Consider the following 21,724-nt stretch of genomic DNA (forward strand, 5'->3'; position numbering starts at 1 on the left):
GCCCAGATACGGTGACACTCACCTACATGAGGCACTTTCCGAACAGGAGCCCCACCCATGCCCGGCCCGCTCGTCGTCAACGACTCGGTCGTCATTCCTGACGCCGAGCTCGAATGGCGCTTCTCACGTTCGTCGGGCCCGGGCGGCCAGGGCGTCAACACCACGGACAGCCGCGTGGAGCTGACCTTCGACGTCGCCGCGAGCACCGTGTTGCCGCCCGCACTGAAGGCTCGGGCGCTCGACCGGCTGGGCGCGGAGAAGATCACGATCGCCGCGTCCGAATACCGGTCACAGCTCAGGAACCGCGAGGCCGCGGCCCACCGCCTGGCGCAGAAGCTGCGCGAGGCCATCGCGCCGCCGGCCAAGCGCCGGCGCCCGACCAAGCCCAGCCGGGGCGCGGTCGAGCGCCGCATCTCGGCCAAGAAACATCGCTCGGACGTCAAACGCCTGCGCCGCGAACCGTAGCCTCCCTCAGAGGTTCCGCTCAGAGGTCCCGCTCAAAGGTCCCGCTCAGAAGCCCCGCTCAGAGGGAGAGCGCGGGCTCCATGACCTCGGCGGGGCAGAGCTGGCCGATCACGGCGCGGACCTGGTCGCGCAGGCCGGGGGCCGTGAGGTGGCCGTCCTTGTCGAAGTGCGGGCAGGCCGGGGAGATCACCAGCTCGGCGCCCATCACGACGGCCCCGGCACTCTGGAGCTGCTTGTAGAGCTCGGCCTGGGCCCACATCGCGCCGCAGGCCCTGGCGCTCGCGCTCATCACCGCCACGTGCTTGCCCGACAGCCCGTCGCGGACCGACATCCAGTCCAGCGCGTACATCAGCTCGGCCGGCAGCAGGCTGTGCTCCGGTGCGGTCATCAGCACGCCGTCACCGGCCGCGAGCAGCCTGAGCAGCTCCCGGGCGGACGCCGGAACCGGCCCGGCCTCGTACGGCGGGATCTCGCGCAGCCCCGGCCACACCGTGAACTCGACGCCTTCGGGCAACTCGCCGCCCGCCGCCTCCAGCAGCCTGTTGATGAACGAGCCCTCGTGGAGGCTGGCGGCGATCCCGATGATTTTCACCCTCTGCTCCCAAGGGGTTCCGGTGTTACCGGGAAACCTGCCCGATGTCTGGCTTGTCCAAGACCATCTCCCGGTCAAAAGGCGCACCTTTTCACCGTGCGCCCCATTTCCGTCACCCAAGGTGATTACCGAGGCGCGGGCGACCCCACCATCGTCCAGCGCCTCGCGTGGCATCGACGACCAGAAACGCCCAGGCTGAGCCGCTCCATGAACGCTGCCGTCACCGCACCACCCGGCCCTTGGCGGGCCTCCCGCGCCGCCGTTTCCTCCTGAGGGTGAACGCCCGGGGTTCCACGACAGATCACGCTGAATCGGCCTCATCCGAACCTGACCGCCGCTGACAGGTACACCTGGCAGGCTGACGTGCCATGACGCGTGTTTACCTGGAGATCGGCCCGAAGTAGGTGTTCGCCTGCACCCTGGACTGGCCCGGCTGGTGCCGGGTGGACAAGGGCGAGGAGGCGGCGATCGACCGGCTCATGACCTACGCCCCGCGCTACGAGGTCATCGCGGCGCGCGCCGGACTGGCGTTCGATCCGGGGGAGCCGGCGGTGGTGGCCCGGGTGCCGGGGAGCATGACCACCGACTTCGGCGCCCCGCATTCCGTGCCCGACCTCGATCTGGAGCCCCTGCCGGGGCCGGAGGCCGAGCGCGGGGTCGCGCTGTTGCGGGCGGCGTGGGCCGTGTTCGGCGAGGTGGCCGCCGTCTCGCCGGAGGAGCTGCGCAAGGGCCCGCGCGGCGGCGGGCGCGACCTGAGCAAGGTCGTCGCGCACGTGGAGGAGGCCGAACGGTCCTACGCCCGGTACGCCGGTGTGCGGCACAAGCCGTACAAGTCGGTCGCGGACCGGGACGCGATGCGCGCCGAACTGGCCGAGATGCTCTCCCGCCCCTGGTCGCCTCCCCTCGCGACCGGCTGGCCGCCCCGATACGTAGTGCGCAGGACCGCCTGGCACGTCATCGACCACTTGTGGGAGATCGAGGACAGGCGAGCATGAAGTCTTCGAGTTCGCTTACGCACCGCAATCGACTGATGACAGAATCGGACGGGCCCATGAAGTGGGCCTCATCCCTTGCAGTCGGTGAAAAGGCAGGCGTCTGTGGACGTACAGGCGGAGATTCTCGACTTGAAACTCCGTGTTGAAGATCTTGAGGCGGCCGTACGGCACGGTGGGGCGGCGCCGCGGTACGCAGAGCCGGACCTGCACGCCGAGCTGCTGAGCGAGATCAACGACCGGACCAAGCACCTGCAGGCGGAGATCGGGCGTCTGAAGACCGATCTCGCGACCGTCAGGATCGAGATGGGCGAGGAGTTCTCGGCGGTCAACACCGAGGTCGCGGGCGTCCGGCGGGTGGTGAGCGGACTGCCCGCCGCGCCCCCGGGCGAGGAGGCGGGCCTGCGGTCCGAGATCGCACAGGAGTTCACCTGCCTGCGATCGGAGATGACCGATCTCGGCATCAAGCTTGATCGGTTGCTGAAGAAGAAGAGCGCGTGAGAGCGAGATGAGCCCCGGCCGGCGCCGGGGGCTCATCTCGTTTGCCCAGGCACCCTATTTGACCGTTATGTCCTTCCGGTAATCTAACCTACGGTACCGTAACCTGAAGGGGAAGATCTTTTATGGCGATGTCTCAGACGGAGCTTCTGCACGAGCTAGAGCCCGTGGTGGCCGTGGAGCTCGACCGCCACAACCAGATGGCCAAGGAGTGGTTCCCGCACGAGTACATCCCGTGGAGCGAGGGCCGTGACTTCGACGGCATCTACGGGGGCGAGGCGTGGCGGGAAGGCGACTCCAAGATCCCCGAGGCGGCCCGCGTGTCGCTCATCGTCAACCTCCTCACCGAGGACAACCTCCCCAGCTACCACCACGAGATCGCCACCACGTTCGGGCGCGACGGCGCCTGGGGCACGTGGGTGCACCGGTGGACCGCCGAGGAAGACCGCCACGGCACCGCGCTGCGCGACTACCTCACGGTCACCCGCGCGGTCGACCCGGTCGCGCTGGAGCGGGCCCGCATGCACCACATGGAGCACGGGTTCACCACCGAGTACACCACCATGCTCCAGCAGCTCGCGTACGTCTCCTTCCAGGAGCTGGCCACCCGCATCGCGCACCGCAACACCGGCAGGGCGTCCGGCGACGAGGGCTGTGAGCGGCTGCTCGCCCGGATCGCCGCCGACGAGAACCTGCACATGCTCTTCTACCGCAACCTGCTCAAGGCGGCCTTCGAGCTCGACGCCAACCAGACCATGCGTGCGGTGACCGACGTCGTGACCACCTTCCAGATGCCCGGCCAGGGAATGGAGGGGTTCGCCCGCAAGTCGCTGATCATCGCGAACGAGGGCATCTACGACCTGCGGCTGCACCTGGACGACGTGCTGATGCCGGTGCTGCGGCAGTGGGCGGTGTTCGAGAAGGGCGGGCTGGACGCAGAGGGGGAGAAGGCGCGCGAGGAACTGTCCGCGTTCCTGACCAAGGCCGACGCGACCGCCGCCAGGTTCGTCGAGCGCAGGGAGGAACGCCGGGTCCGCGCCGCCGCCCGCCGCTGACCGGAAGCCACCCCGCCCGCCGGCAGGCCGGAAGCGCCTCCGGCGGCCGGCCGCCAGGGGCGGCTGAAGGGCCGCTCGGGCGAGCCGCGGCTGTGCCCTACCTCCAAGCCCTGTCCTTCAGGGCCGGGTCAAGTTGATACGAGGTCGATGAGGTCGGCCACGGAGTCGACGACGAGGGAGGGGCGGAAGGGGAAGCGGTCGATCTGGTCGCGCTGGGTGACACCGGTGAGGACGAGGATCGTGAAGAGCCCCGCCTCCATGCCGCACACGATGTCGGTGTCCATCCGGTCACCGATCATGGCGGTGGTCTCGCTGTGGCCCTCGATCTCGTTGAGCGCGCTGCGCATCATGCGCGGGTTGGGCTTGCCGACGAAGTAGGGCTCGACGCCGGTGGCCTTGGTGATGAGGGCGGCGACGGCGCCGCACGCCGGGAGGGAGCCCTCGGTGGAGGGGCCGACGGGGTCGGGGTTGGTGGCGATGAACCGGGCGCCGCCCTCGATGAGCCGGATGGCGCGGGTGATCTGGGTGAAGCTGTAGGTGCGGGTCTCGCCGAGCACGACGTAGTCGGGGTCGAGGTCGGTGAGGATGTAGCCCACCTGGTGGAGCGCCGTGGTCAGCCCGGACTCGCCGATCACGTACGCCGAGCCGCCCGCGCGCTGATCGTCGAGGAACTGGGCGGTGGCCAGAGCAGAGGTCCAGATGGAGTCGGCGGGCACCGCCAGCCCGGCGCCGGCCAGGCGCACCGACAGGTCGCGCTGGGTGTAGATCGAGTTGTTCGTCAGAACCCTGAACTTCTTGCCTGACTCGCTGAGCCGTTTGATGAATTCGTCCGCTCCGGGGATCGGCCGCCCTTCGTGGACGAGGACGCCGTCCATGTCGGACAGCCAGGAGTCGATCCGCTTACGCTGGGTCACCCGCCCATCGTAGCGAGCGCGCCTCATCGACTTCCCGTCCGGTAGGCGCAGAATGTAATTCATGTCGTTCACTGAATCCGCGCAGGACATGCGGGACGAACTCGTTCAGCTCAGGCACTCGTTGCACACCACTCCGGAGATCGGCCTCCACCTGCCGCGCACCCAGGAGAAGGTGCTCGCGGCCCTCGACGGGCTGCCGCTGGAGATCAAGACGGGCACGGCGCTGAGCTCCGTGACGGCCGTCCTCAGGGGCGGCCGGCCAGGCCCTGCCGTCCTGCTACGGGGCGACATGGACGCGCTGCCGGTGACCGAGAAGAACGATCTGCCGTACCGGTCGGAGTTGCCAGGGCAGATGCACGCGTGCGGGCACGACCTGCACACCACGATGCTGGCCGGGGCGGCGCGGCTGCTCAGCGCGCGGCGGGAGGAGCTGGCCGGCGACGTCGTGTTCATGTTCCAGCCGGGTGAGGAGGGGCACGACGGCGCCAAGTTCATGATCGGCGAAGGTGTGCTGGACGCGGCGGGCGAGCGGCCCGTGGCGGCGTACGGGATGCACGTGGTCTCCTCGATGGTGCCGCCAGGCCTGTTCGCCGCGCGGCCTGGGCCGATCATGGCGGCGGCGGACGTGTTCTCCGTGACGGTGAAGGGGCGCGGCGGTCACGGCTCCACGCCGTACCTGGCGCTGGACCCGATCCAGGCCGCGGTCGAGATGGTGACGGCGCTGCAGACGATGGTGACCAGGACGTTCAACGTGTTCGACCCGGTGGTGGTGACGGTCGGCAGCTTCCACGGCGGGACGGCGGACAACATCATCCCGGACGAGGCCAGGTTCGACGCGACCGTGCGCACGTTCAGCGAGGAGAACAGAACGCTGGTCAAGCGGCGGCTGGTGGAGGTCGTCGAGGGCGTCGCGGCGGCGCACGGGCTGCGGGCGGAGGCGTCGTTCGGGATGGGCTACCCGGTGACGGTGAACGACTCCACCGAGGCCGGCTTCGCCGAGCGGACGGCCGACGACCTGTTCGGCGCCGGACGGTATTTCGTGCTGCCGCAGCCGATCATGGGGTCGGAGGACTTCTCGTACGTGCTGGAGGCCGTGCCGGGGGCGTTCGTCTTCCTGGGGGCGTGCCCGCCCGACCGGGACCCAGCCACGGCGCCCTACAACCACTCCCCCGAGGCGCTGTTCGACGACGCGGTCCTGCCCGACGGCGCCGCCCTGTACGCCTCCCTGGCCTTCTCCCGGCTCGCCGGCGCTTCCTGACGACCAGGCTGACGAGGGGGCGGCGATGCGGGCGTGGGTGGTGGAGCGGCCGGGGCCGATGGCGTCCCGGCCGCTGATGGCGGTCGAGCGGGCGGTGCCGGAGCCGGGTCCCGGCGAGGTGCTCGTACGCGTGGAGGCGTGCGGCGTGTGCCGTACGGACCTGCACCTGGCCGAGGGCGACCTGCCGCCGCGGCGGCCCCGCACGACGCCGGGCCACCAGGCGGTCGGCAGGGTGGCGGGCACCGGCGAGCGGGTGGGCGTGGCCTGGTTGCGGTCCACCTGCGGGAGGTGCCGCTACTGCCGCAGGGGTATGGAGAACCTCTGCCCCGACTCCACCTACACGGGATGGGACGCGGACGGCGGGTTCGCCGAATATCTCGTCGCGCCCGCGGACTACGTCTATCCGCTGCCCGAGGAGGTGCCGGCCGAGCGGCTGGCGCCGCTCCTGTGCGCGGGGATCATCGGCTACCGCGCGCTGGCGCGGTGCGACCTGCCGCCGGGCGGGCGGCTGGGGATCTACGGCTTCGGTGCCTCGGCGCATCTGACCGCGCAGGCCGCCATCGCCCAGGGCGCCACCGTGCACGTCGTCACCAGGTCCCACACCGCCAGGGAGCTGGCGCTGGAGCTGGGCGCGGCCTCGGCGGGCGACCGGCCGCCTGAGCCGCTGGACTCGGCGATCCTGTTCGCGCCGGTCGGCACACTGGTGCCGCCCGCGCTCGAGGCCCTGGACCGGGGCGGGACGCTGGCGATCGCGGGGATCCACCTGACCGATATCCCCGAGCTGGACTACGACCGGCACCTTTTCCAGGAGCGGACCCTGCGCAGCGTGACGGCCAACACGAGGGCGGACGGGCGGGCCTATCTGGAGCTCGCAGCCGCGCATCCGCCGCGCGTGACGACTCAGCTTCATCCCTTCACGGAGGCCGACCGGGCGCTCTCGGACCTGGCCGCCGGCCGGGTCAACGGCGCTGCGGTGCTGGTCATGGCTTAATTTACAGTTGGTGGCGCTTAGCATCACTACGTACACTCATGAAGGAAAGTTACATTAGCTTCACAACCTGTGGAGATTATTGACGCTGGCCTGGCGCGATCGTAGTGTCCGGTCAACTCCCTACAGATCCTCTCGAGGTCCGACATCCCCCGGAGCGGCAAATGAAGCGACTGGCAGCGGTAGTGGCCCTGCTGGGCCTGGCCACCGCGACTGCGGCATGCAGTGGTGGTGCCACCAACCAGCCCGGCGGCTCGAGCGGCGGTGGCGGCGGGCTCTTCACCACGATCGACGTGGCCCGGCCCGGCCTCGACCCGAGCGGGCCGGCCAACCCCTGGGCTCCCAAGGGCAACTCCTACCTCGGTTACAACGGGATGAAGCTGGGCTGGGTCAAGAACCACGTGACCGATCCCAACCAGTTCTACCCCGGCATCGCGGCGAGCTGGGACATCGCGCCCGACAACTCCTCGGTGACCCTCCATCTGCAGCCGAACGGCAAGTGGTCCGACGGCAAGCCGGTGACGGCAGAGGACGTCAGGCTCTCCATCGGCCTCGCCTACACCACCGGCAGCACCGCGTTCGCGCTGACGCCGGGCGCGGCCGGCGCGGCGGCCGACGTGGAGGTCGTGGACGACAAGACGGTCAAGGTCACCCAGGACATGACCAACCCGAGCTCCAAGTTCGCGCGCGGCGTGATCGACAACTGGGTCGTTCCCGCGCACGTCTGGGGCAGCCTGCTGCCCGCCGACTTCTGGGACAAGCTGAAGACCTCCAGGGGCACCGGCGAGGCCGCCGACAAGGCCCGCGAGGAGATCCTCGCCATCGGCCAGAAGGTGCTCGCCTTCGCTCCGCCGAAGGACGTCTCGGCCGGCCCGTTCACCCTGGAGCGGGTGAACCCGGGCGAGGCGCTGCTGCTGAAGAACAAGAACTTCTACAACGCCGCGAACGTCGCGCCCGACCAGGTCAAGTTCCTCAACTTCAGCGGCAACGAGCAGATCTGGAACTACCTGAGCGCCGGCAAGCTCGACCACTCCGGCTTCGTCGCCGCACCCACCGACGTGATGAACCGGATCAAGCAGGCCCCCGGCTCCCAGCTGATCACGGGCTTCTCCCCGGTCGCCGTCGGCATGGCGTTCAACCAGTCGAAGAAGCCGTACGACAACGTGCACGTGCGCCGCGGTCTGGCCCACCTGATCGACCGCGCCCAGGTGACCAAGGTCGCCTCACCCGAGGGCGGCACCCCGGCCGTGACGACGTCCGGCATCCACCAGAAGCCCGCGCAGGAGTGGATCGGCTCCGAGCTGTCGAGCCTGGACCCGTACGCGTTCGACGTGGCCAAGGCCGAGGCGGAGTTCAAGGAGGCCGGCCTGCAGAAGAAGGACGGCAAGTGGGCGATGGCCGACGGCTCACCGTGGAAGGTGACCATGCAGGCGCCGTCCGGCTTCTCCGACTGGATCTCCGCGCAGGAGAACATCAAGAGCCAGCTCATCGAGAACGGCGTGGACGCCGAGGTCGTGACCGTGGCGGACTACCCGATCTACCTTGAGGAGCTCGCGGCGGGCAAGTACGACGTCGGCTTCTGGCTGATGGCGCTCGGCCCGGCGCCGTACGACATCTTCCAGCGCCTCTACGGCACCTCCAACGGCTGGACCAACGTCGCCGGCCAGGTCAAGCACAGCGCACCTGGCAAGAGCGGCAACTGGATGGGCAGCGCGGAGGAGATCGACGTCGAGGGCGTCGGCAAGATCAACCCGGGTGAGCTCACCGCGAAGCTCAACGCGGCCGGTCCCGAGGAGGCCAAGCCGATCATGGCGCAGCTCGCCAAGGCGGCCAACCAGGACCTCCCGGTCATCCAGCTGTGGGACTACGTGAACACCCAGTTCACCAACACCAGCCGGTTCACCGGCTGGCCCGCGCAGGACAGCGACCTGCTGCGCCTGCCCGCCGGGGTCTGGATCCAGCTCGGCATGGTCAAGAAGAAGCAGTAGAGAAAGAGCCTATGACGGTCATCGCACGGCGACTCGCGGGCCACCTGGCCCGCGGGGTCGTCATGATCCTGGTCGTCGCGACGATCAGTTTCTTCATCGTCAGGAGCATCCCCGGCGACCCGGTCGCGGCCAACGTGCAGAAGCTGATCCAGATGGGCATGGATCCGCAGGCGGCCGAGCAGGCGACCCGCGTGCTGTACGGCTTCCAGCCCAAGGGCTCGCTGTGGGAGCAGTACATCGACTACATCTCGGGGCTGTTCACCTTCGATCTCGGGCAGTCGGTCACCCACGCCGGCGCGCCCGTCACCCAGGTGCTGGGTGAAGCGGCCAAGTGGACCGTTCTACCTGTCCTGGCCGGGACGCTGCTGAGCTTCCTGGTCGGGATCATCATGGGCGTCTACGCGGCCATCAAGCGCTCGGGCAAGCTCGGCGACGTCCTCGCCATCTCCGGCTCGCTGCTGCACGGCGTGCCGCAGTACGTCCTGGGCCTGCTGCTGAGCGCGATCTTCGCGACGCTGATCCCGATCCTGCCGGCCGACGGCCCGGTGGACATCCTGTTCGAGCCCGGGTTCAACGCCGGTTACATCGCCTCGCTGTTCGATCACGCGGTGCTGCCGGTGGCGACGTACGCGCTGGCCGCGTACGGCGGGTGGATCCTGGCGATGAAGTCCAGCGTGGTCACGGTGCTCGGCGACGACTTCATCCTGGCCGCGGAGCTGCGCGGGATGAAGCGCTCGATCATCTTCAGGTACATCGCGCGCAACGCCATCCTGCCGCTGTTCACGATCCTGGCGCTGTCGCTCGGCCTGCTGCTGGGCGGCGCGGTGTTCATCGAGCGGATCTTCAACTATCCGGGGCTCGGGCTGCTGCTCATCGACAGCATCACGATGCGCGACTACGCGCTGATGGGCGGGGCGTTCCTGCTGATCACCGCCGCCATCATCGTGGCGAACATCGTCGCGGACCTGTTCTACAGCGTCATCGACCCACGAGTTCGCAGCGGGGAGGAGGTGTCCTCATGAGCGTTCTGCTGGAGGGTTCCTCGACGAGCGCCGCCATGCGCCGCAACTTCTGGACGGGCGTGTGGCGGGTGATGAGGCGCAAGCCCACCCGCTTGGTGGGCGCCGTGCTCATGCTCGGCTTCGTCTTCATGGGCCTGTTCGGGCCGCTGTTCTATCCGGACCCGCTGCCGCGCGATCCCGGCCAGCTCACCCGGCCGCCGAGCTGGCAGCACTGGCTGGGCACCGACGACCAGGGCAGGGACGTGATCGCCCTGGTGGTCACCGGTTCCCGCTACGTGCTGCTGGCCGCCCTGGTCACCGCCGTCATCACGGTGGTGCTCGGCACCGGCATCGGGCTGTTCTCCGGCTTCAAGCGGGGGCGCTGGGACACGGTGCTCATGCGGTTCACCGACATGAAGCTGACCATCCCGGGGCTGCCGCTGCTGCTGGTGCTCTCGACAGTGTGGAAGTTCAACAGCGCCGTGCAGATGGGCCTGGTGCTGGGGCTGCTCAGCTGGGGCGGCGTGGCGCGGGCTGTGCGGTCGCAGACGCTGTCGCTGCGCGAGCGGGGGTTCATCGAGGCGGCGCGCGGGCTCGGACTGTCCACGACGCACATCGTGGGCAAGGAACTGCTGCCGAGCATGGCGCCGTACATCGCGATGAACATGCTCATCGCGATCACCGGCGGCGTCTACTCGCAGGTCGGCCTGTTCTTCCTGGGCGTGCTGCCGTACGAGTCGAACAACTGGGGCCAGATGCTCAACACGGCCGTGTTCCGCTCCGGCGCCCTGACCATTCCGAGCGCGCTCGGCTTCCTGCTGGGGCCGCTGCTGGCGATCCTGCTGCTGACGCTGGCCATCGTGCTCGTGGTGGACGCCATGGACGAGATCTTCAACCCCCGGCTGCGCGAGGAGTAGCAACGTGGCAGAGCAAGCGCCGGGAGTGCGCATCGACGGCCTCACGGTCGTCTACAAGACCCCCGCGGGCGAGCTGCCCGCCGTAAGGGACGTCACCCTGACGCTGGAGCCCGGCACGATCACCGGCATCGTCGGCGAGTCCGGCTCCGGCAAGTCGACGCTGGCGCTGTCGCTGCTCAACGCGGTGCAGCCGCCCGGCAGGATCGCCGCGGGCACCGTCGAGATCGACGGGCTCGGTGACATGGCCCGCTTCCGTGGCGAGCAACTGCGCAAGGCCCGCGGCAAGCACGTCGGATACGTCTTCCAGGCGGCCCAGAACTCCCTCAACCCGCTCAAGACGGTCGGCAAGCAGCTGCTCGACCTGGGCCGCTCGCACGGCGTGGAGGATCTGCGCGGCCTGGTGCGCGAGGCCAAGGAGCTGCTCGGCCGGATGGGCCTCGACGGGGCCAGGGTGCTCGACTCGCACCAGCACGAGCTGTCCGGCGGCATGCGCCAGCGGGTCGGCATCATGCTGGCGCTGGTGCTCAACGCCCATCTCGTGGTGCTGGACGAGCCGACGACCGCGCTGGACATGATCACGCAGGCGAACATCCTGAAGATCGTCCGCGCGGTGCACGCGGAGCGCGGCCTGACCACGCTGGTCATCACGCACGACATCGGCGTGGTGGCCGAGGTCGCCGACCGGCTGGCCGTCATGTACGGCGGGCGGCTGGTCGAGCAGGGCCCGACCAGGGAGGTGCTGGGCGCGCCGCGGCACCCGTACACCAAGGGACTCATCAAGGCCATTCCGCGGCTCGTCGGCGACATCGCGGAGGCGCAGGCGCTGCCGGGACGGCCGCCGACGCTGGCGACCGTGCCGAAGGAGGGCTGCGTGTTCAGGGAGCGCTGCGCGCTGCGCATGGACGTGTGCGACACGGTGGACCCCGAGGCCGTCTCGCATGGAACCAGGCTGGTGGCCTGCCACGCCGTGACCGTGAAGGAGCACGCGTGATCAACGGAACCGGCGTCGTCAAGACGTACAAGCAGCGCGGCAAGGTGCTCGGCGCGCGGGAGGTGCGGGCGCTGCGCGGCGTGGACTTCTCGATCCCGAAGGGCGGGGCCGCCTCGTTCATCGGCGAGTCCGGGTGTGGCAAGACCACGCTGGGGCGGATCATCGCGGGGCTGGAGACGTACGACGAGGGTGAGATCGCCATCGACGGCGTCGCCATGTCGTCGCTCAAGCCCAAGCAGCGCCAGCCGCACTTCCGCAAGATCCAGATGATCCACCAGGACCCCTACTCGGCGCTCAACCCGACCAGGACCGTCCACCAGACGCTGCACGCGCCGCTGAGCCTGCGGGCCGGGCAGACCGGGCGCTCGAAGTCGTGGATCGAGGAGCGGGCGGCCGAGGTGCTGTCGCTGGTGGGGCTGGATCCCGGCTCGGTGCTGGCGCGCTACCCGCACCAGCTGTCCGGCGGCATGCGGCAGCGGGTGGTCATCGCCCGCGCGCTGACCGTCGACCCGGAGATGCTGGTCGCGGACGAGGCCGTCTCGATGATCGACGTGTCGCTCCGGCTCGGCATCCTGGCGCTGCTGAAGGACCTGCGCGAGCGGCTCGGGGTGAGCGTGCTGTTCATCACGCACGACGTGGCCACGGCCCGCTACATCGGCGACGACGGCGAGCTGTACGTCATCTACCGCGGCCAGGTGATCGAGCGCGGCGCGGTGGACACGATCATCGCCGACCCCGTGCACCCGTACACGCAGTCGCTGCTGTCGGCCATCCCCGTGCTGCACGGGCTGGAGCAGCCGGGCGAGCACCCCGTGACGCCGCTGGAGCCCCTGGACCAGGACCAGTCCGAGGAGGGCTGCCTGTTCGCCGGCCGCTGCCCGTTCCGGGGCGAGCGGTGCACGAGCGAGCGGCCGCTGCTGCAGGTGGCCGACGGCCTGCCGCAGGAGCACGCGTGCTTCTACCCCGAGCGCCGCAGCGTGATCGCCCGGCCGATGAGCGAGGTGTGATGTCCCACGCTGTGGGGGCCGCCGGGCTGGAGGAGGCGGCACGGGTCGCCGGGGCCGCGCTGACGCTCGACCCCGAGGCGTCCGCGCTGGTCGGGTGGCTGTCGCGGCCGCCCGCCGACCGGCGGTGGACTGCGCTGGCGACCGACGGCGGGGTCGTCATGGCCTCCGTGTCCACGAAGGATCCGGACGTCGGCCACGTCGACCTGCTCGCCGTGCATCCGTCGGCGCGGGGTCAGGGGCGCGGGCGTGCGCTGGTGCGGGCGGCCGAGGAGTGGCTGCTCCAGCAGGGCGCGCGGCAGGCCCGCTTCGCCGGGAACCCACCGTGCTACGCCTGGCCCGGCATCGACGTGCGCTACACCGCCGCCGCCTGCCTGGCCGAGAGCCTCGGCTACGAGCAATACCAGGTCGCCTGGAACATGACCGCCGACCTGTCGTCCGCGGACCTGTCCGTGGATGAAGACCTGCTGCGACTGGAGAAGGCCGGCGTCGCCGTGCGCGCCGCGGGCGCGCCGGACGCTTCAGGCGCTGCGGGCGCTGCGGGTGCTTCGGGCGCTTCGGGTTCGGACCGCGAGCGGGTGGTCGCGTTCGTCGCCGAGCACTGGAACGAGTCCTGGGCCTGGGAGGCGGCCAACGCGGACGGGCTGCACTACGCCGAGCGCGACGGCCGCGTCCTGGCCTTCGCCGCCTGGGGGTCGCGGCCCGGCTGGTTCGGGCCGACGGGGACCGCGCCTGACGCCCGCGGGCTCGGCATCGGCGGGGTGCTGCTGCGCAGGTGCCTGGCCGACCAGCGGGCCGCCGGCCAGACCAGTGCCCAGATCGGGTGGGTCGGGCCGTTGCGGTTCTACTCGCGCGTGGTCGGCGCGCGAGCGGAGCGCGTCTTCTGGCTCTACCGGCGCGATCTGGCGTGATGTCACGCGCAGGTTCAGCCGTCACCGTAGAGCAGCGTTCCTTGCGGGGGGCGGGGCGGCGGGCACAGCTCGCGCGGGTCGTCGCCGGCCTCCAGGCACCGGGTGAGCGCGTCGGAGCCCCACAGGTGGTCCATGAACAGGCCGGGGCCCTGCCAGCGCAGGTCGTCCGGGTAGAGGGTGCGGGCCACGTGCAGCATCGACAGGCCGGTCAGGACCGGCCTGTACGCCTCCCGGTCGTGTACGTGCACCTGCACGCCGCGTACGGGCATGCCTGCGTGCTTGTGGAACGTCGGCGTGAACCACGTCTCCCTGAACCGCACGCCCGGCAGGCCGAGCGCGGCCAGCGCCGGGGCGAACCTCCGGTCGGCGTACGGCGCCCCGACCAGCTCGAACGGCCTGGTGGTGCCGCGTCCCTCGGAGAAGTTCGTGCCCTCGAACAGGGCCGTGCCCGGATAGACCAGCGCGGTGTCCACGGTCGGCATGTTGACCGACGGCATCACCCACGGCAGCCCCGTCTCGGCGAACGCCATGTCGCGCCGCCAGCCCTCCATCTCGACCACGCTCAGGTCCACGTCGAACCCGAACGCCAGGGCCAGCTCCCCCACCGTCCTGCCGTGCCGTACGGGCAGCGGGAAGCGGCCCACGAAGGACGTGAACGCCGGGTCGAGCAGCGGGCCCTCCTCGACCGCGCCGCCGAGCGGGTTCGGCCGGTCCAGCACCACGAAACGCAGCCCGAGCCGGGCGGCCGAGGCCAGCAGGTCGTACATGGTCCAGACGTAGGTGTAGAAGCGGGCCCCCACGTCGGCGATGTCGAAGACCAGGGTGTCCACGCCGGAGGCGGCCACCACCCGGTCGAGCGCCTCGCCCTCGCGCTGGTAGGTGTCGTGGACCGGCAGCCCCGTCCGCTCGTCCACCGTGTCGGCCTCACCGCCCGCCGCCTGGGCGCTGCCGCGCAGGCCGTGCTCGGGGCCGAACAGGGCGGTCAGGCCCAGCCCCGCGGCCCACAGGGCGTCCGCCGTGGGGGTCAGGTCGGGCAGGACTCCGGTGGGGTTCGTGACGAGGCCGAGGCGGGCGCCTCCGGCGAGGGAGGGATCCGCGGCCAGCCGTTCAGCTCCGGTACGCACAAGTGCCATGAACCCATTGTCCTGAAATATATTTACAAGTGAGAAGTAAAGGGTGGAAATTAGCGTCATGATTGATCCGCTACCCGAGCTGTCCACCGAGCAGAGCGATCCCCGCTACAGCCAGATCGACCGGCTGCCGACGGCGCAGATCGCCCGATTGATGAACCAGGCCGACGCCGCCGTGCCCGCCGCGGTCGCGATGGTCATCCCCGCCATCTCGGCCGCGATCGACGCGATCGCCGCGAGGATGGGCGAGGGCGGCCGGCTGCTGTACGTCGGCGCCGGCACGTCGGGGCGGCTGGCGGTGCTCGACGCCAGTGAGTGCCCGCCCACGTTCGGTACGGATCCCTCGCTGGTGCAGGGCATCATCGCCGGCGGGCCCGACGCGCTGACCCGGTCCGTCGAGGGGGCGGAGGACGACGGCGACGCGGGCGCCGCCGCCATGAAGGACCTGGAGGTGGGACCGCTCGACTCGGTGGTGGGCGTGTCCGCCAGCGGGCAGGCCCCTTTCGTGCTGGGCGCGCTGACGGAGGCGGCCGGGCGCGGCGCGCTCACCGTCGGCCTGTCGTGCAACGACGGCGCGCCGCTGTCGGCGGCGGCCGAGCACGCGATCGAGGTCGTCGTGGGGCCCGAGGTGGTGACCGGTTCGACCCGGCTCAAGGCGGGCACGGCCCAGAAGCTCGTGCTCAACATGATCTCGACGATCTCCATGGTCCGGCTCGGCCGTACCTACGGGAACGAGATGATCGAGATGTCGGCGATGAACAGCAAGCTGGCCGGGCGGGTGCTGCGCATGGTCAGGGACATCACCGGCGCCGACCACGAGACGGCAGGCGCGGCGCTGGACGCGGCGGGCGGGCAGGCGAAGGTCGCGGTCCTGATGATCGAGCACGGCCTCGACGCGGACGGGGCGCGGGCGCTGCTGGAGTCCCACGGGGAACGCCTCAGCGACGCCCTGAGCGGCTGACACCCCTCGCGGCATGACGGGGAACGGGGTGACGGGGACGGGATGAGGGGGGATGGGGATGTCCGATCGGCTGGACGCGATCCTGGCGGACGGGGTGCCGCGGGTCTGCTCCGCGGCGGTGGCGATGGTCGCCGCGGAGGGCGTGGTGGTCGCGGAGGCCGCGGCCGGGGAGCTCGTACGCTGTGCGGACGCGGCAGGGACCCTGGCCGCCGTACGGCCGCCCGTACGACGTGACTCGATCTTCGACCTGGCCTCGGTGAGCAAGCTGTTCACCACGGTCGTGCTGCTCTCGCTGGCCGAGGAGGGCCGCGTCGGCCTGGACGAGCCGGTGGCCTCGTGGATTCCAGGGCGTGACCCGAGGATCACGCCGCGCCGGCTGCTCACGCACACGGCGGGCCTGCCTCCGACCCGGCGTATCGACCGGGAGCTGCCGGATTCGGGCGCGGCCGAGCGGATGGCCGCCATCCTGGACACCCCGGTCGGCCACCCCGTCGGAGGCCCCTACCTCTACAGCGACGTCGGCATGATCACGGCGGGCCGGGTCGCCGAGCTGGCCGGCGGCGCGCCGCTCGACGTCCTGGTGCGCTCCAGGGTCACCGGCGTGCTGGACCTGCCCGACACCGGCTACCGCCCCGCGGCGCGAGCGCGGATCGCGGCCACCGAGTGGAAGCCCGAGCGCCAGAGCCCCACCTGGGAGCCGGGATGCGTGCGGGGTGAGGTGCACGACGGGACCGCGTACGCGCTGGGCGGGGTGGCGGGGCACGCCGGGGTGTTCGCGACGGCCGGGGACCTGGTGGCGTTCGGGGAGGCGCTGCGGCTGGGCGGCGGGCCGATGCTGCGCCAGGAGAGCGTGGCCGAGATGACGCGCGACCAGGGCGCCGAGGGCGCCCCCTTCCGTCACGGTCTGGGCGTGCGCATCGGCGACCCGGCCATCGTGGGCCCGCTGAGCGGCGCGTACGGCCACTCGGGGTTCACCGGCACCTCGCTCGTCATCGACCCCGCGCGCGGTCTGACCGTGGTGCTGCTGACGAACGCCGTCCATCCCGTACGCGGCCGGGAGGGTATCGGCGAACTGCGTCACGCGGTGGCCGCGGAGGCGCTGCGCCTCGTTGACCTCGCACGTTGACGGGATGTAATTACTAGACCACAAAGAGCGTATTGCTCAGCCCAAAACCGTGTGTGAAGGTACGAGTGAGGGCGGACAGGCCACCTCAGGGTTCCTTTTCACCAGAAGGGCCTCGAGCACATATGGGTGAAGATTCATCCTCCGAACAGCGATCTAATGGATTTATCCGGCGATTTGCTGGAATGGGCAGATTCGGTGTCGTTTGGTCGGGCCAGGTCGTCACCCTTGTCGGAAATTCCGTTCTCCGGTTTTCCCTGATCATCCAGGCGTGGACGGTTGACCACCAGGTCACGCAGGTGGTCGCGATCTCGCTGTGCGCGCTGCTGCCCCAGATGTTGCTCAGCCCCACCGCGGGGGCGATCGTCGACCGGTGCAGAAAGCGTACGGCGCTGCAATTGGCCGACCTCGGCGGGCTCGTGGCCGTGGGCGCGATGGCGGCGGTGTACTTCCTCGGCGACCTGCACCTCTGGCAGGTCTACCTGACCGTCGCGCTGCTCGGCGCGGCGGCCGCCTTCCAGTTCCCCGCGCTGTCGTCGGCGGTGCCGATGCTGGTGGGCAAGGAGCAACTCCAGCGGGCCAACGGCCTGCTCGCCACCGCCAAGAGCGTCGCGGACGTGGGCGGCCCGGCGCTGGCCGGGCTGATCGTGGTGACCGGCGGGCTCGGCGCGGTGCTGTGGATCGACCTGGTCAGCTTCGCGGTGGCGCTGGTGACCGTGCGCCTGGTGCGCATGGACGACGACCGGCCGGGCGAGGCCGGGGACCGCAAGCGGCTCGGCGCGGACTCCCTGGAAGGGCTGCGGTACCTGTTCGCGCAGCCCAGCCTGCGCGCGCTGATCCTGGTGTTCTTCACGGTCAACCTCGTGATGGTGTTCGGGTTCGCCGTGGTGCAGCCGATGATCCTGGCGAGGACCGGCAGCGACGTCTCCGCGCTGGCCGCGGTCAACGCCGGCATCGGCGCAGGCGGCATCGCCGGCGGGCTGCTGCTGGCCGCCTGGGGCGGGCCGAAGAACCGGGTGCGCGGCATGATGCTCGGCGTCGTCGGCATGTGCCTGAGCGCGCAGATCGTGATGGCCATGGTGAACGGGGTCGTCGCCTGGACCGCCGCCATCCTGCTTGGCGCGCTCCTCATGCCGATCGTCAACGGCTCCATGCAGTCGATCATCCAGACCAAGGTGCCCAAGGAGCGCCAGGGACGGGTGTTCGGGGCCGTCATGTTCGTCTCGCAGATCTCCTCTCCGGTGGCGATGGCCTTCTCCGGTCCGCTCGCCGACCGCGTCTTCGAACCCCAGGCCGCGGCCGGCACCGGACTGTCCGGCCTGGCGCGGCCCCTGGTGGGCACCGGTCCAGGCAGCGGCATGGCGGCGATGCTGCTGATCGCGGGCCTGCTGGGCGCCGGCGCCGCCCTGTGGGGCCTGGCCCGGCGCACCGTACGCCACATCGACGTGCTGACGCCCGACCTCGAGAAGCAACCCGCGGGAGGCTGACCATGAACACCAACCCCTTCGAGGATGAGAACGGCTCCTACCTGGTGCTGGTGAACGACGAGAACCAGCACTCGCTCTGGCCGGCCGGCATCGACGTGCCCGCGGGATGGCGGGTGGTCCTGGAGCCGCGCCCCCGGGACACGTGCCTGGCCTACGTCGAGACACATTGGACGGATCTGCGGCCGGCGAGCCTCCTACGGGGTTGACGATGGGCGTACCGGCTGGACCCGGCGTACACGAGGTCTTCGAACGGCAGGCTGCGCGCACACCCGGCAGAACCGCGTTGATCTGCGAGGACGAGCGGCTGACCTACTCCGAGCTGGACGCGCGGGCCCGCGCTCTCGCGGCCTCGCTCGACGTGCCGGCGGGCGGCGTTGTCGGGGTGCGGATGGAGCGCGGGATCGACCTGGTCGTCTCGCTCCTCGCCGTGCTGCGGGCCGGGGCCGGGTACCTCGTGCTCGACCCGGACTTCCCCGAGGACCGGCTGCGTGCCATGGCCGCCGACGCGGGCGCCTGCGCTGTGCTGTCCGCCGGCGGGCTCGCCCGCCTCCCGCGCGCGGCCAGGCACGACGGCGTGGCCTGCGTCATGTACACCTCGGGCTCGACCGGCCTGCCCAAGGGGGTGGCCGCACCCCACCGGGCGATCGTGGCCACGGTGACCGGGCAGGAGTACGTCCCTTTCGAGGCGGTGTGGCTGCAGTGCTCGCCGGTGTCGTGGGACGCGTTCGCGCTGGAGTTGTGGGGGCCGCTGCTGTCCGGCGGGACCTGCGTGCTGCATCCGGGGCAGCGGCCCGACCCCCTGGTGATGGCGCGGCTGGTCGCCGAGCACCGGATCACCAGCATGTACCTGTCCAGCAGCCTGTTCAGCGTGGTCGTGGACGAGTGCCCCCACGCGCTCACCGGCGTGCGCCACCTGATCGTCGGCGGCGAGGCGCCCTCACCCGGCCACATCGCGCGGGCACTCGAACGCCACCCCGGGCTCCGCGTCAGCAACGGCTACGGGCCGGTCGAGGGCATGATCTTCATGACCGTCCACCCGGTGACCTCCGTGGAAGGCCCGGTGGTGGACGTCGCGGTTCCCATCGGCACGCCGCTGCGCGGCAAGCGGGTGCACGTCCTCGACGCGCGGCTGCGGCCGGTCGCGGACGGTGAGGTCGGCGAGCTGTACGCCGCCGGCGCCGGGCTCGCCCTGGGCTACCTGGGCCGGCTGGGGCCGACGGCCGAGCGCTTCGTGGCCGATCCCTTCGGGGCGCCGGGCGAGCGGATGTACCGGACGGGCGACCTGGTGCGGCGGCGCGACGGGACGCTGGAGTTCGTCGGGCGGGCGGACGAGCAGGTGAAGGTCCGCGGGTTCAGGATCGAGCCGGGTGAGGTGGCGGGCGTGCTGGCGCGCCATCCGTCGGTGGCCCGGGTCAGCGTGGTGGCCAGGGAGGACGAGCCCGGTGAACGGCGGCTGGTCGCGTACGTGGTGCCCCGCGGCCCGGCCGGTCCCGAGGAGTTGCGGGCCCATGCGGCCGCCGCGTTGCCGGACTTCATGGTGCCGTCGGCGTTCGTGCTGCTGGAGGCGTTGCCGCTGACCGCGACGGGGAAGCTGGACCGAGCGGCGTTGCCCGCGCCTTCGTACGAGCCTGCCTCCGCCTTCCTGGCGCCGCGCGACGCGGTGGAGCGGACACTGTGTGAGCTGTTCGCCGAGGTGCTGCGGGTGCCGTCGGTGGGGGTGGACGACGACTTCTTCGCGCTGGGCGGGGACTCCCTGACGGTGGCCAGGCTGCTCAGCAGGATCCACGCCGAGCTGGGGGCGGAGGTCGGGGTCAGGACGCTGTTCGAGACGCCCACGGTGGCGGGGATCGCCGGACACGTCCACGGGCTGGAGGCTCGGGAGAACGGGCCTGCCGGCGAGGCTCCCGCGGCGGAGGACTTGCTGCCCCTGTCGTTCGCGCAGCGGCGGTTGTGGTTCCTCGACCAGGTCGACGCCGGGGTGGCGTACAACATGCCCATGCTGGTGCGGCTCAGCGGCCCGGTGGACGTGGCGGCGCTGCGCGGGGCGGTGGAGGACGTGGTGGCCAGGCACGAGCCGCTGCGGACCGTCTTCGCCGTCCGCGACGGCGAGCCCGCCCAGCGCGTGCTGGCCGCCGGTGAGGCCAGGCCAGGCTTCCTGGCCGTCCAGGTCGCGCCCGCCGAGCTGGACGGGCGGGTCGCCGAGGCCGCCGGGCACCGCTTCGACCTGGCCACCGAGTTGCCGATCCACTCCGTGCTGTTCACCATCGGGCCTTGCGAGCACGCGTTGCTGCTGGTCATGCATCACATCGCCACCGACGGATGGTCGTTGCCGCCGTTGATGAGGGACCTGTCCCACGCCTACCGGGCCCGCGCCGACGGCGTCCCTGCCGAGTGGCCACCCCTGCCGATCCGGTACGCCGACCATGCGGCACGGCAGCGCGAGCGAGTGGATCGCCTCACGGCCGCCCAGCTCGCCTACTGGCGCGAGGCACTGAAGAACCTGCCCGAGCCCCTCCCCCTGCCCCGCCGCCCCGGCGCGGGCACGGCGGGCACCGTGGATTCGGCGGGCACCGTGGATTCGGCGGGCACGGCGGTGAGGAGGATCGGGCCTGAGCTGCATGGGCGGCTGGTGAGCCTGGGGCGGCGGCGTGGGGCGACGTTGTTCATGGTGTTGCAGGCCGCGCTGGCCGTGGTGCTCGACCGGGCGGGGGCGGGGCACGACCTGCCGATCGGGGCGCCGGTCGCCGGGCGGTCCTCGGACGCGGTGGGCGACCTGGTGGGGTTCTTCGTCAACCTGGTGGTGCTGCGTACCGACCTGTCGGGCGATCCCCGCGCCGGTGAGCTGGTGTCGCGGGTGCGGGAGACGGACCTGGACGCGTTCGCGCACCAGGAGGTGCCGTTCGAGCGGGTGGTGCACGACCTCGATCCGGTACGCCGTCCCGGACGGCATCCGCTGACCGACGTCGTCCTGGCACTGCAGAACAACGCGCGGGCAGAGCTGGCGCTCCCCGGCGTCGAGTCGCGGGTCGAGGTGGTCAGGACCGGGGCGGCCAGGTTCGAGCTGCTGGTCGATGTGACGGACGACTACACGCCCGGCGGCGGTCCGGCCGGGATCGCCGTCACCGTCGAGTACCGCCTGGCCTCCTTCGACAGTCGCGTGATGGAGTGGCTGGCCGACGCGCTGATCCAGGCGCTGGAGGCGATGGCGGCAGAGCCGGACGCGCGAATCTCCGAACTGCCATTACCGGACATTCCGGTTGATATTCCGGTTGATATTTCGGTTGATCGAACAACCGACTCCAAGAACCCGCCGGGGAACGGCTCCGGAGGCCCGCCACGAGACGACGTACCCAGGAGTGGGGGTGCGCGGGGTTATCGGGCGCCGCGGACGGACCTGGAGAGGACGATCGCGGAGGTCTGGGCGGAGGTGCTGGGAGTAGGGCGGGTGG

General features: G+C 70.8%; 20 protein-coding genes. 17 read left to right on the forward strand and 3 right to left on the reverse strand.

The window, feature by feature from the left end:
* Positions 1-57 precede the first annotated feature (57 nt).
* A complete protein-coding gene (arfB, locus tag ITP53_RS26235) occupies positions 58-465 on the forward strand; it encodes an alternative ribosome rescue aminoacyl-tRNA hydrolase ArfB (RefSeq protein WP_195898109.1) in 408 nt (135 codons plus the stop codon).
* Between the two features lie 58 nt (positions 466-523).
* On the opposite strand, the gene ITP53_RS26240 is transcribed toward arfB, so the two are convergent.
* Positions 524-1,057 (reverse strand): NADPH-dependent FMN reductase, encoded by a 534-nt coding sequence (locus ITP53_RS26240; protein ID WP_195898110.1) that lies wholly within the window; start codon positions 1,055-1,057, stop codon positions 524-526.
* A gap of 404 nt (positions 1,058-1,461) precedes the next feature.
* Between ITP53_RS26240 and ITP53_RS26245 the strand changes: the two genes are divergently transcribed.
* From ITP53_RS26245 to ITP53_RS26255, 3 genes are all read left to right on the forward strand, one after another.
* A complete protein-coding gene (locus ITP53_RS26245) occupies positions 1,462-2,052 on the forward strand; it encodes a hypothetical protein (protein WP_207756438.1) in 591 nt (196 codons plus the stop codon).
* Positions 2,053-2,181: 129 nt separating this feature from the next.
* Positions 2,182-2,550 carry a hypothetical protein gene (locus tag ITP53_RS26250; protein ID WP_195898111.1) on the forward strand — a complete coding sequence of 123 codons (369 nt, stop codon included), beginning with the start codon at positions 2,182-2,184 and terminating at the stop codon, positions 2,548-2,550.
* A 128-nt stretch (positions 2,551-2,678) separates the two neighbouring features.
* Positions 2,679-3,602 carry an acyl-ACP desaturase gene (locus tag ITP53_RS26255; protein ID WP_456238104.1) on the forward strand — a complete coding sequence of 308 codons (924 nt, stop codon included), beginning with the start codon at positions 2,679-2,681 and terminating at the stop codon, positions 3,600-3,602.
* A 128-nt stretch (positions 3,603-3,730) separates the two neighbouring features.
* On the opposite strand, the gene ITP53_RS26260 is transcribed toward ITP53_RS26255, so the two are convergent.
* Positions 3,731-4,516 carry an HAD-IIA family hydrolase gene (locus ITP53_RS26260; protein WP_195898113.1) on the reverse strand — a complete coding sequence of 262 codons (786 nt, stop codon included), beginning with the start codon at positions 4,514-4,516 and terminating at the stop codon, positions 3,731-3,733.
* Positions 4,517-4,577: 61 nt separating this feature from the next.
* Between ITP53_RS26260 and ITP53_RS26265 the strand changes: the two genes are divergently transcribed.
* From ITP53_RS26265 to ITP53_RS26300, 8 genes are all read left to right on the forward strand, one after another.
* Complete coding sequence (locus tag ITP53_RS26265; RefSeq protein ID WP_195898114.1) at positions 4,578-5,774, forward strand: M20 metallopeptidase family protein; 1,197 nt, start codon at positions 4,578-4,580, stop codon at positions 5,772-5,774.
* Positions 5,775-5,799: 25 nt separating this feature from the next.
* Positions 5,800-6,765, forward strand: a complete 966-nt coding sequence (locus ITP53_RS26270; protein ID WP_195898115.1) for a zinc-dependent alcohol dehydrogenase family protein — start codon at positions 5,800-5,802, stop codon at positions 6,763-6,765.
* A gap of 161 nt (positions 6,766-6,926) precedes the next feature.
* Positions 6,927-8,750, forward strand: a complete 1,824-nt coding sequence (locus ITP53_RS26275; protein WP_195898116.1) for an ABC transporter substrate-binding protein — start codon at positions 6,927-6,929, stop codon at positions 8,748-8,750.
* 11 nt (positions 8,751-8,761) lie between these two features.
* Positions 8,762-9,772 carry an ABC transporter permease gene (locus ITP53_RS26280; RefSeq protein ID WP_195898117.1) on the forward strand — a complete coding sequence of 337 codons (1,011 nt, stop codon included), beginning with the start codon at positions 8,762-8,764 and terminating at the stop codon, positions 9,770-9,772.
* Positions 9,769-10,668, forward strand: coding sequence for an ABC transporter permease (locus tag ITP53_RS26285; RefSeq protein ID WP_195898118.1), 900 nt, complete (start codon positions 9,769-9,771; stop codon positions 10,666-10,668). Before ITP53_RS26280 ends, ITP53_RS26285 begins: the two co-directional genes overlap by 4 nt.
* A 4-nt stretch (positions 10,669-10,672) precedes the next feature.
* Positions 10,673-11,659 (forward strand): ABC transporter ATP-binding protein, encoded by a 987-nt coding sequence (locus ITP53_RS26290; RefSeq protein ID WP_328815790.1) that lies wholly within the window; start codon positions 10,673-10,675, stop codon positions 11,657-11,659.
* Positions 11,656-12,666: an ABC transporter ATP-binding protein gene (locus ITP53_RS26295; protein ID WP_195898119.1), complete on the forward strand. Its 1,011-nt coding sequence runs from the start codon at positions 11,656-11,658 to the stop codon at positions 12,664-12,666. The genes ITP53_RS26290 and ITP53_RS26295 overlap by 4 nt, the downstream gene beginning before the upstream one ends.
* Complete coding sequence (locus ITP53_RS26300) at positions 12,666-13,574, forward strand: GNAT family N-acetyltransferase (protein WP_195898120.1); 909 nt, start codon at positions 12,666-12,668, stop codon at positions 13,572-13,574. The genes ITP53_RS26295 and ITP53_RS26300 overlap by 1 nt, the downstream gene beginning before the upstream one ends.
* 14 nt (positions 13,575-13,588) lie before the next feature.
* Here the strand turns inward: ITP53_RS26300 and ITP53_RS26305 are convergent, their stop codons facing one another.
* The gene (locus tag ITP53_RS26305; RefSeq protein ID WP_195898121.1) at positions 13,589-14,707 is read right to left on the reverse strand and encodes an exo-beta-N-acetylmuramidase NamZ family protein; all 1,119 of its coding nucleotides are present in this window, start codon (positions 14,705-14,707) and stop codon (positions 13,589-13,591) included.
* Between the two features lie 58 nt (positions 14,708-14,765).
* On the opposite strand from ITP53_RS26305, the gene murQ reads away from it, so the two are divergent.
* The 5 genes from murQ to ITP53_RS59405 form a co-directional block, all read left to right on the forward strand.
* Positions 14,766-15,665, forward strand: coding sequence for an N-acetylmuramic acid 6-phosphate etherase (gene murQ, locus ITP53_RS26310; protein ID WP_195898122.1), 900 nt, complete (start codon positions 14,766-14,768; stop codon positions 15,663-15,665).
* 58 nt (positions 15,666-15,723) lie between these two features.
* Positions 15,724-16,791 carry a serine hydrolase domain-containing protein gene (locus ITP53_RS26315; RefSeq protein ID WP_195898123.1) on the forward strand — a complete coding sequence of 356 codons (1,068 nt, stop codon included), beginning with the start codon at positions 15,724-15,726 and terminating at the stop codon, positions 16,789-16,791.
* Positions 16,792-16,973: 182 nt separating this feature from the next.
* Positions 16,974-18,275 carry an MFS transporter gene (locus ITP53_RS26320; protein WP_195898124.1) on the forward strand — a complete coding sequence of 434 codons (1,302 nt, stop codon included), beginning with the start codon at positions 16,974-16,976 and terminating at the stop codon, positions 18,273-18,275.
* A 2-nt stretch (positions 18,276-18,277) separates the two neighbouring features.
* Complete coding sequence (locus ITP53_RS26325) at positions 18,278-18,481, forward strand: MbtH family protein (protein WP_195898125.1); 204 nt, start codon at positions 18,278-18,280, stop codon at positions 18,479-18,481.
* Between the two features lie 2 nt (positions 18,482-18,483).
* Positions 18,484-21,724, forward strand: a 3,241-nt coding sequence (locus ITP53_RS59405; RefSeq protein ID WP_195898126.1) for a condensation domain-containing protein, incomplete at its 3' end; no start/stop codon positions are given.

The organism is Nonomuraea cypriaca, assembly GCF_015645445.1.
Lineage (GTDB): Bacteria > Actinomycetota > Actinomycetes > Streptosporangiales > Streptosporangiaceae > Nonomuraea > Nonomuraea cypriaca.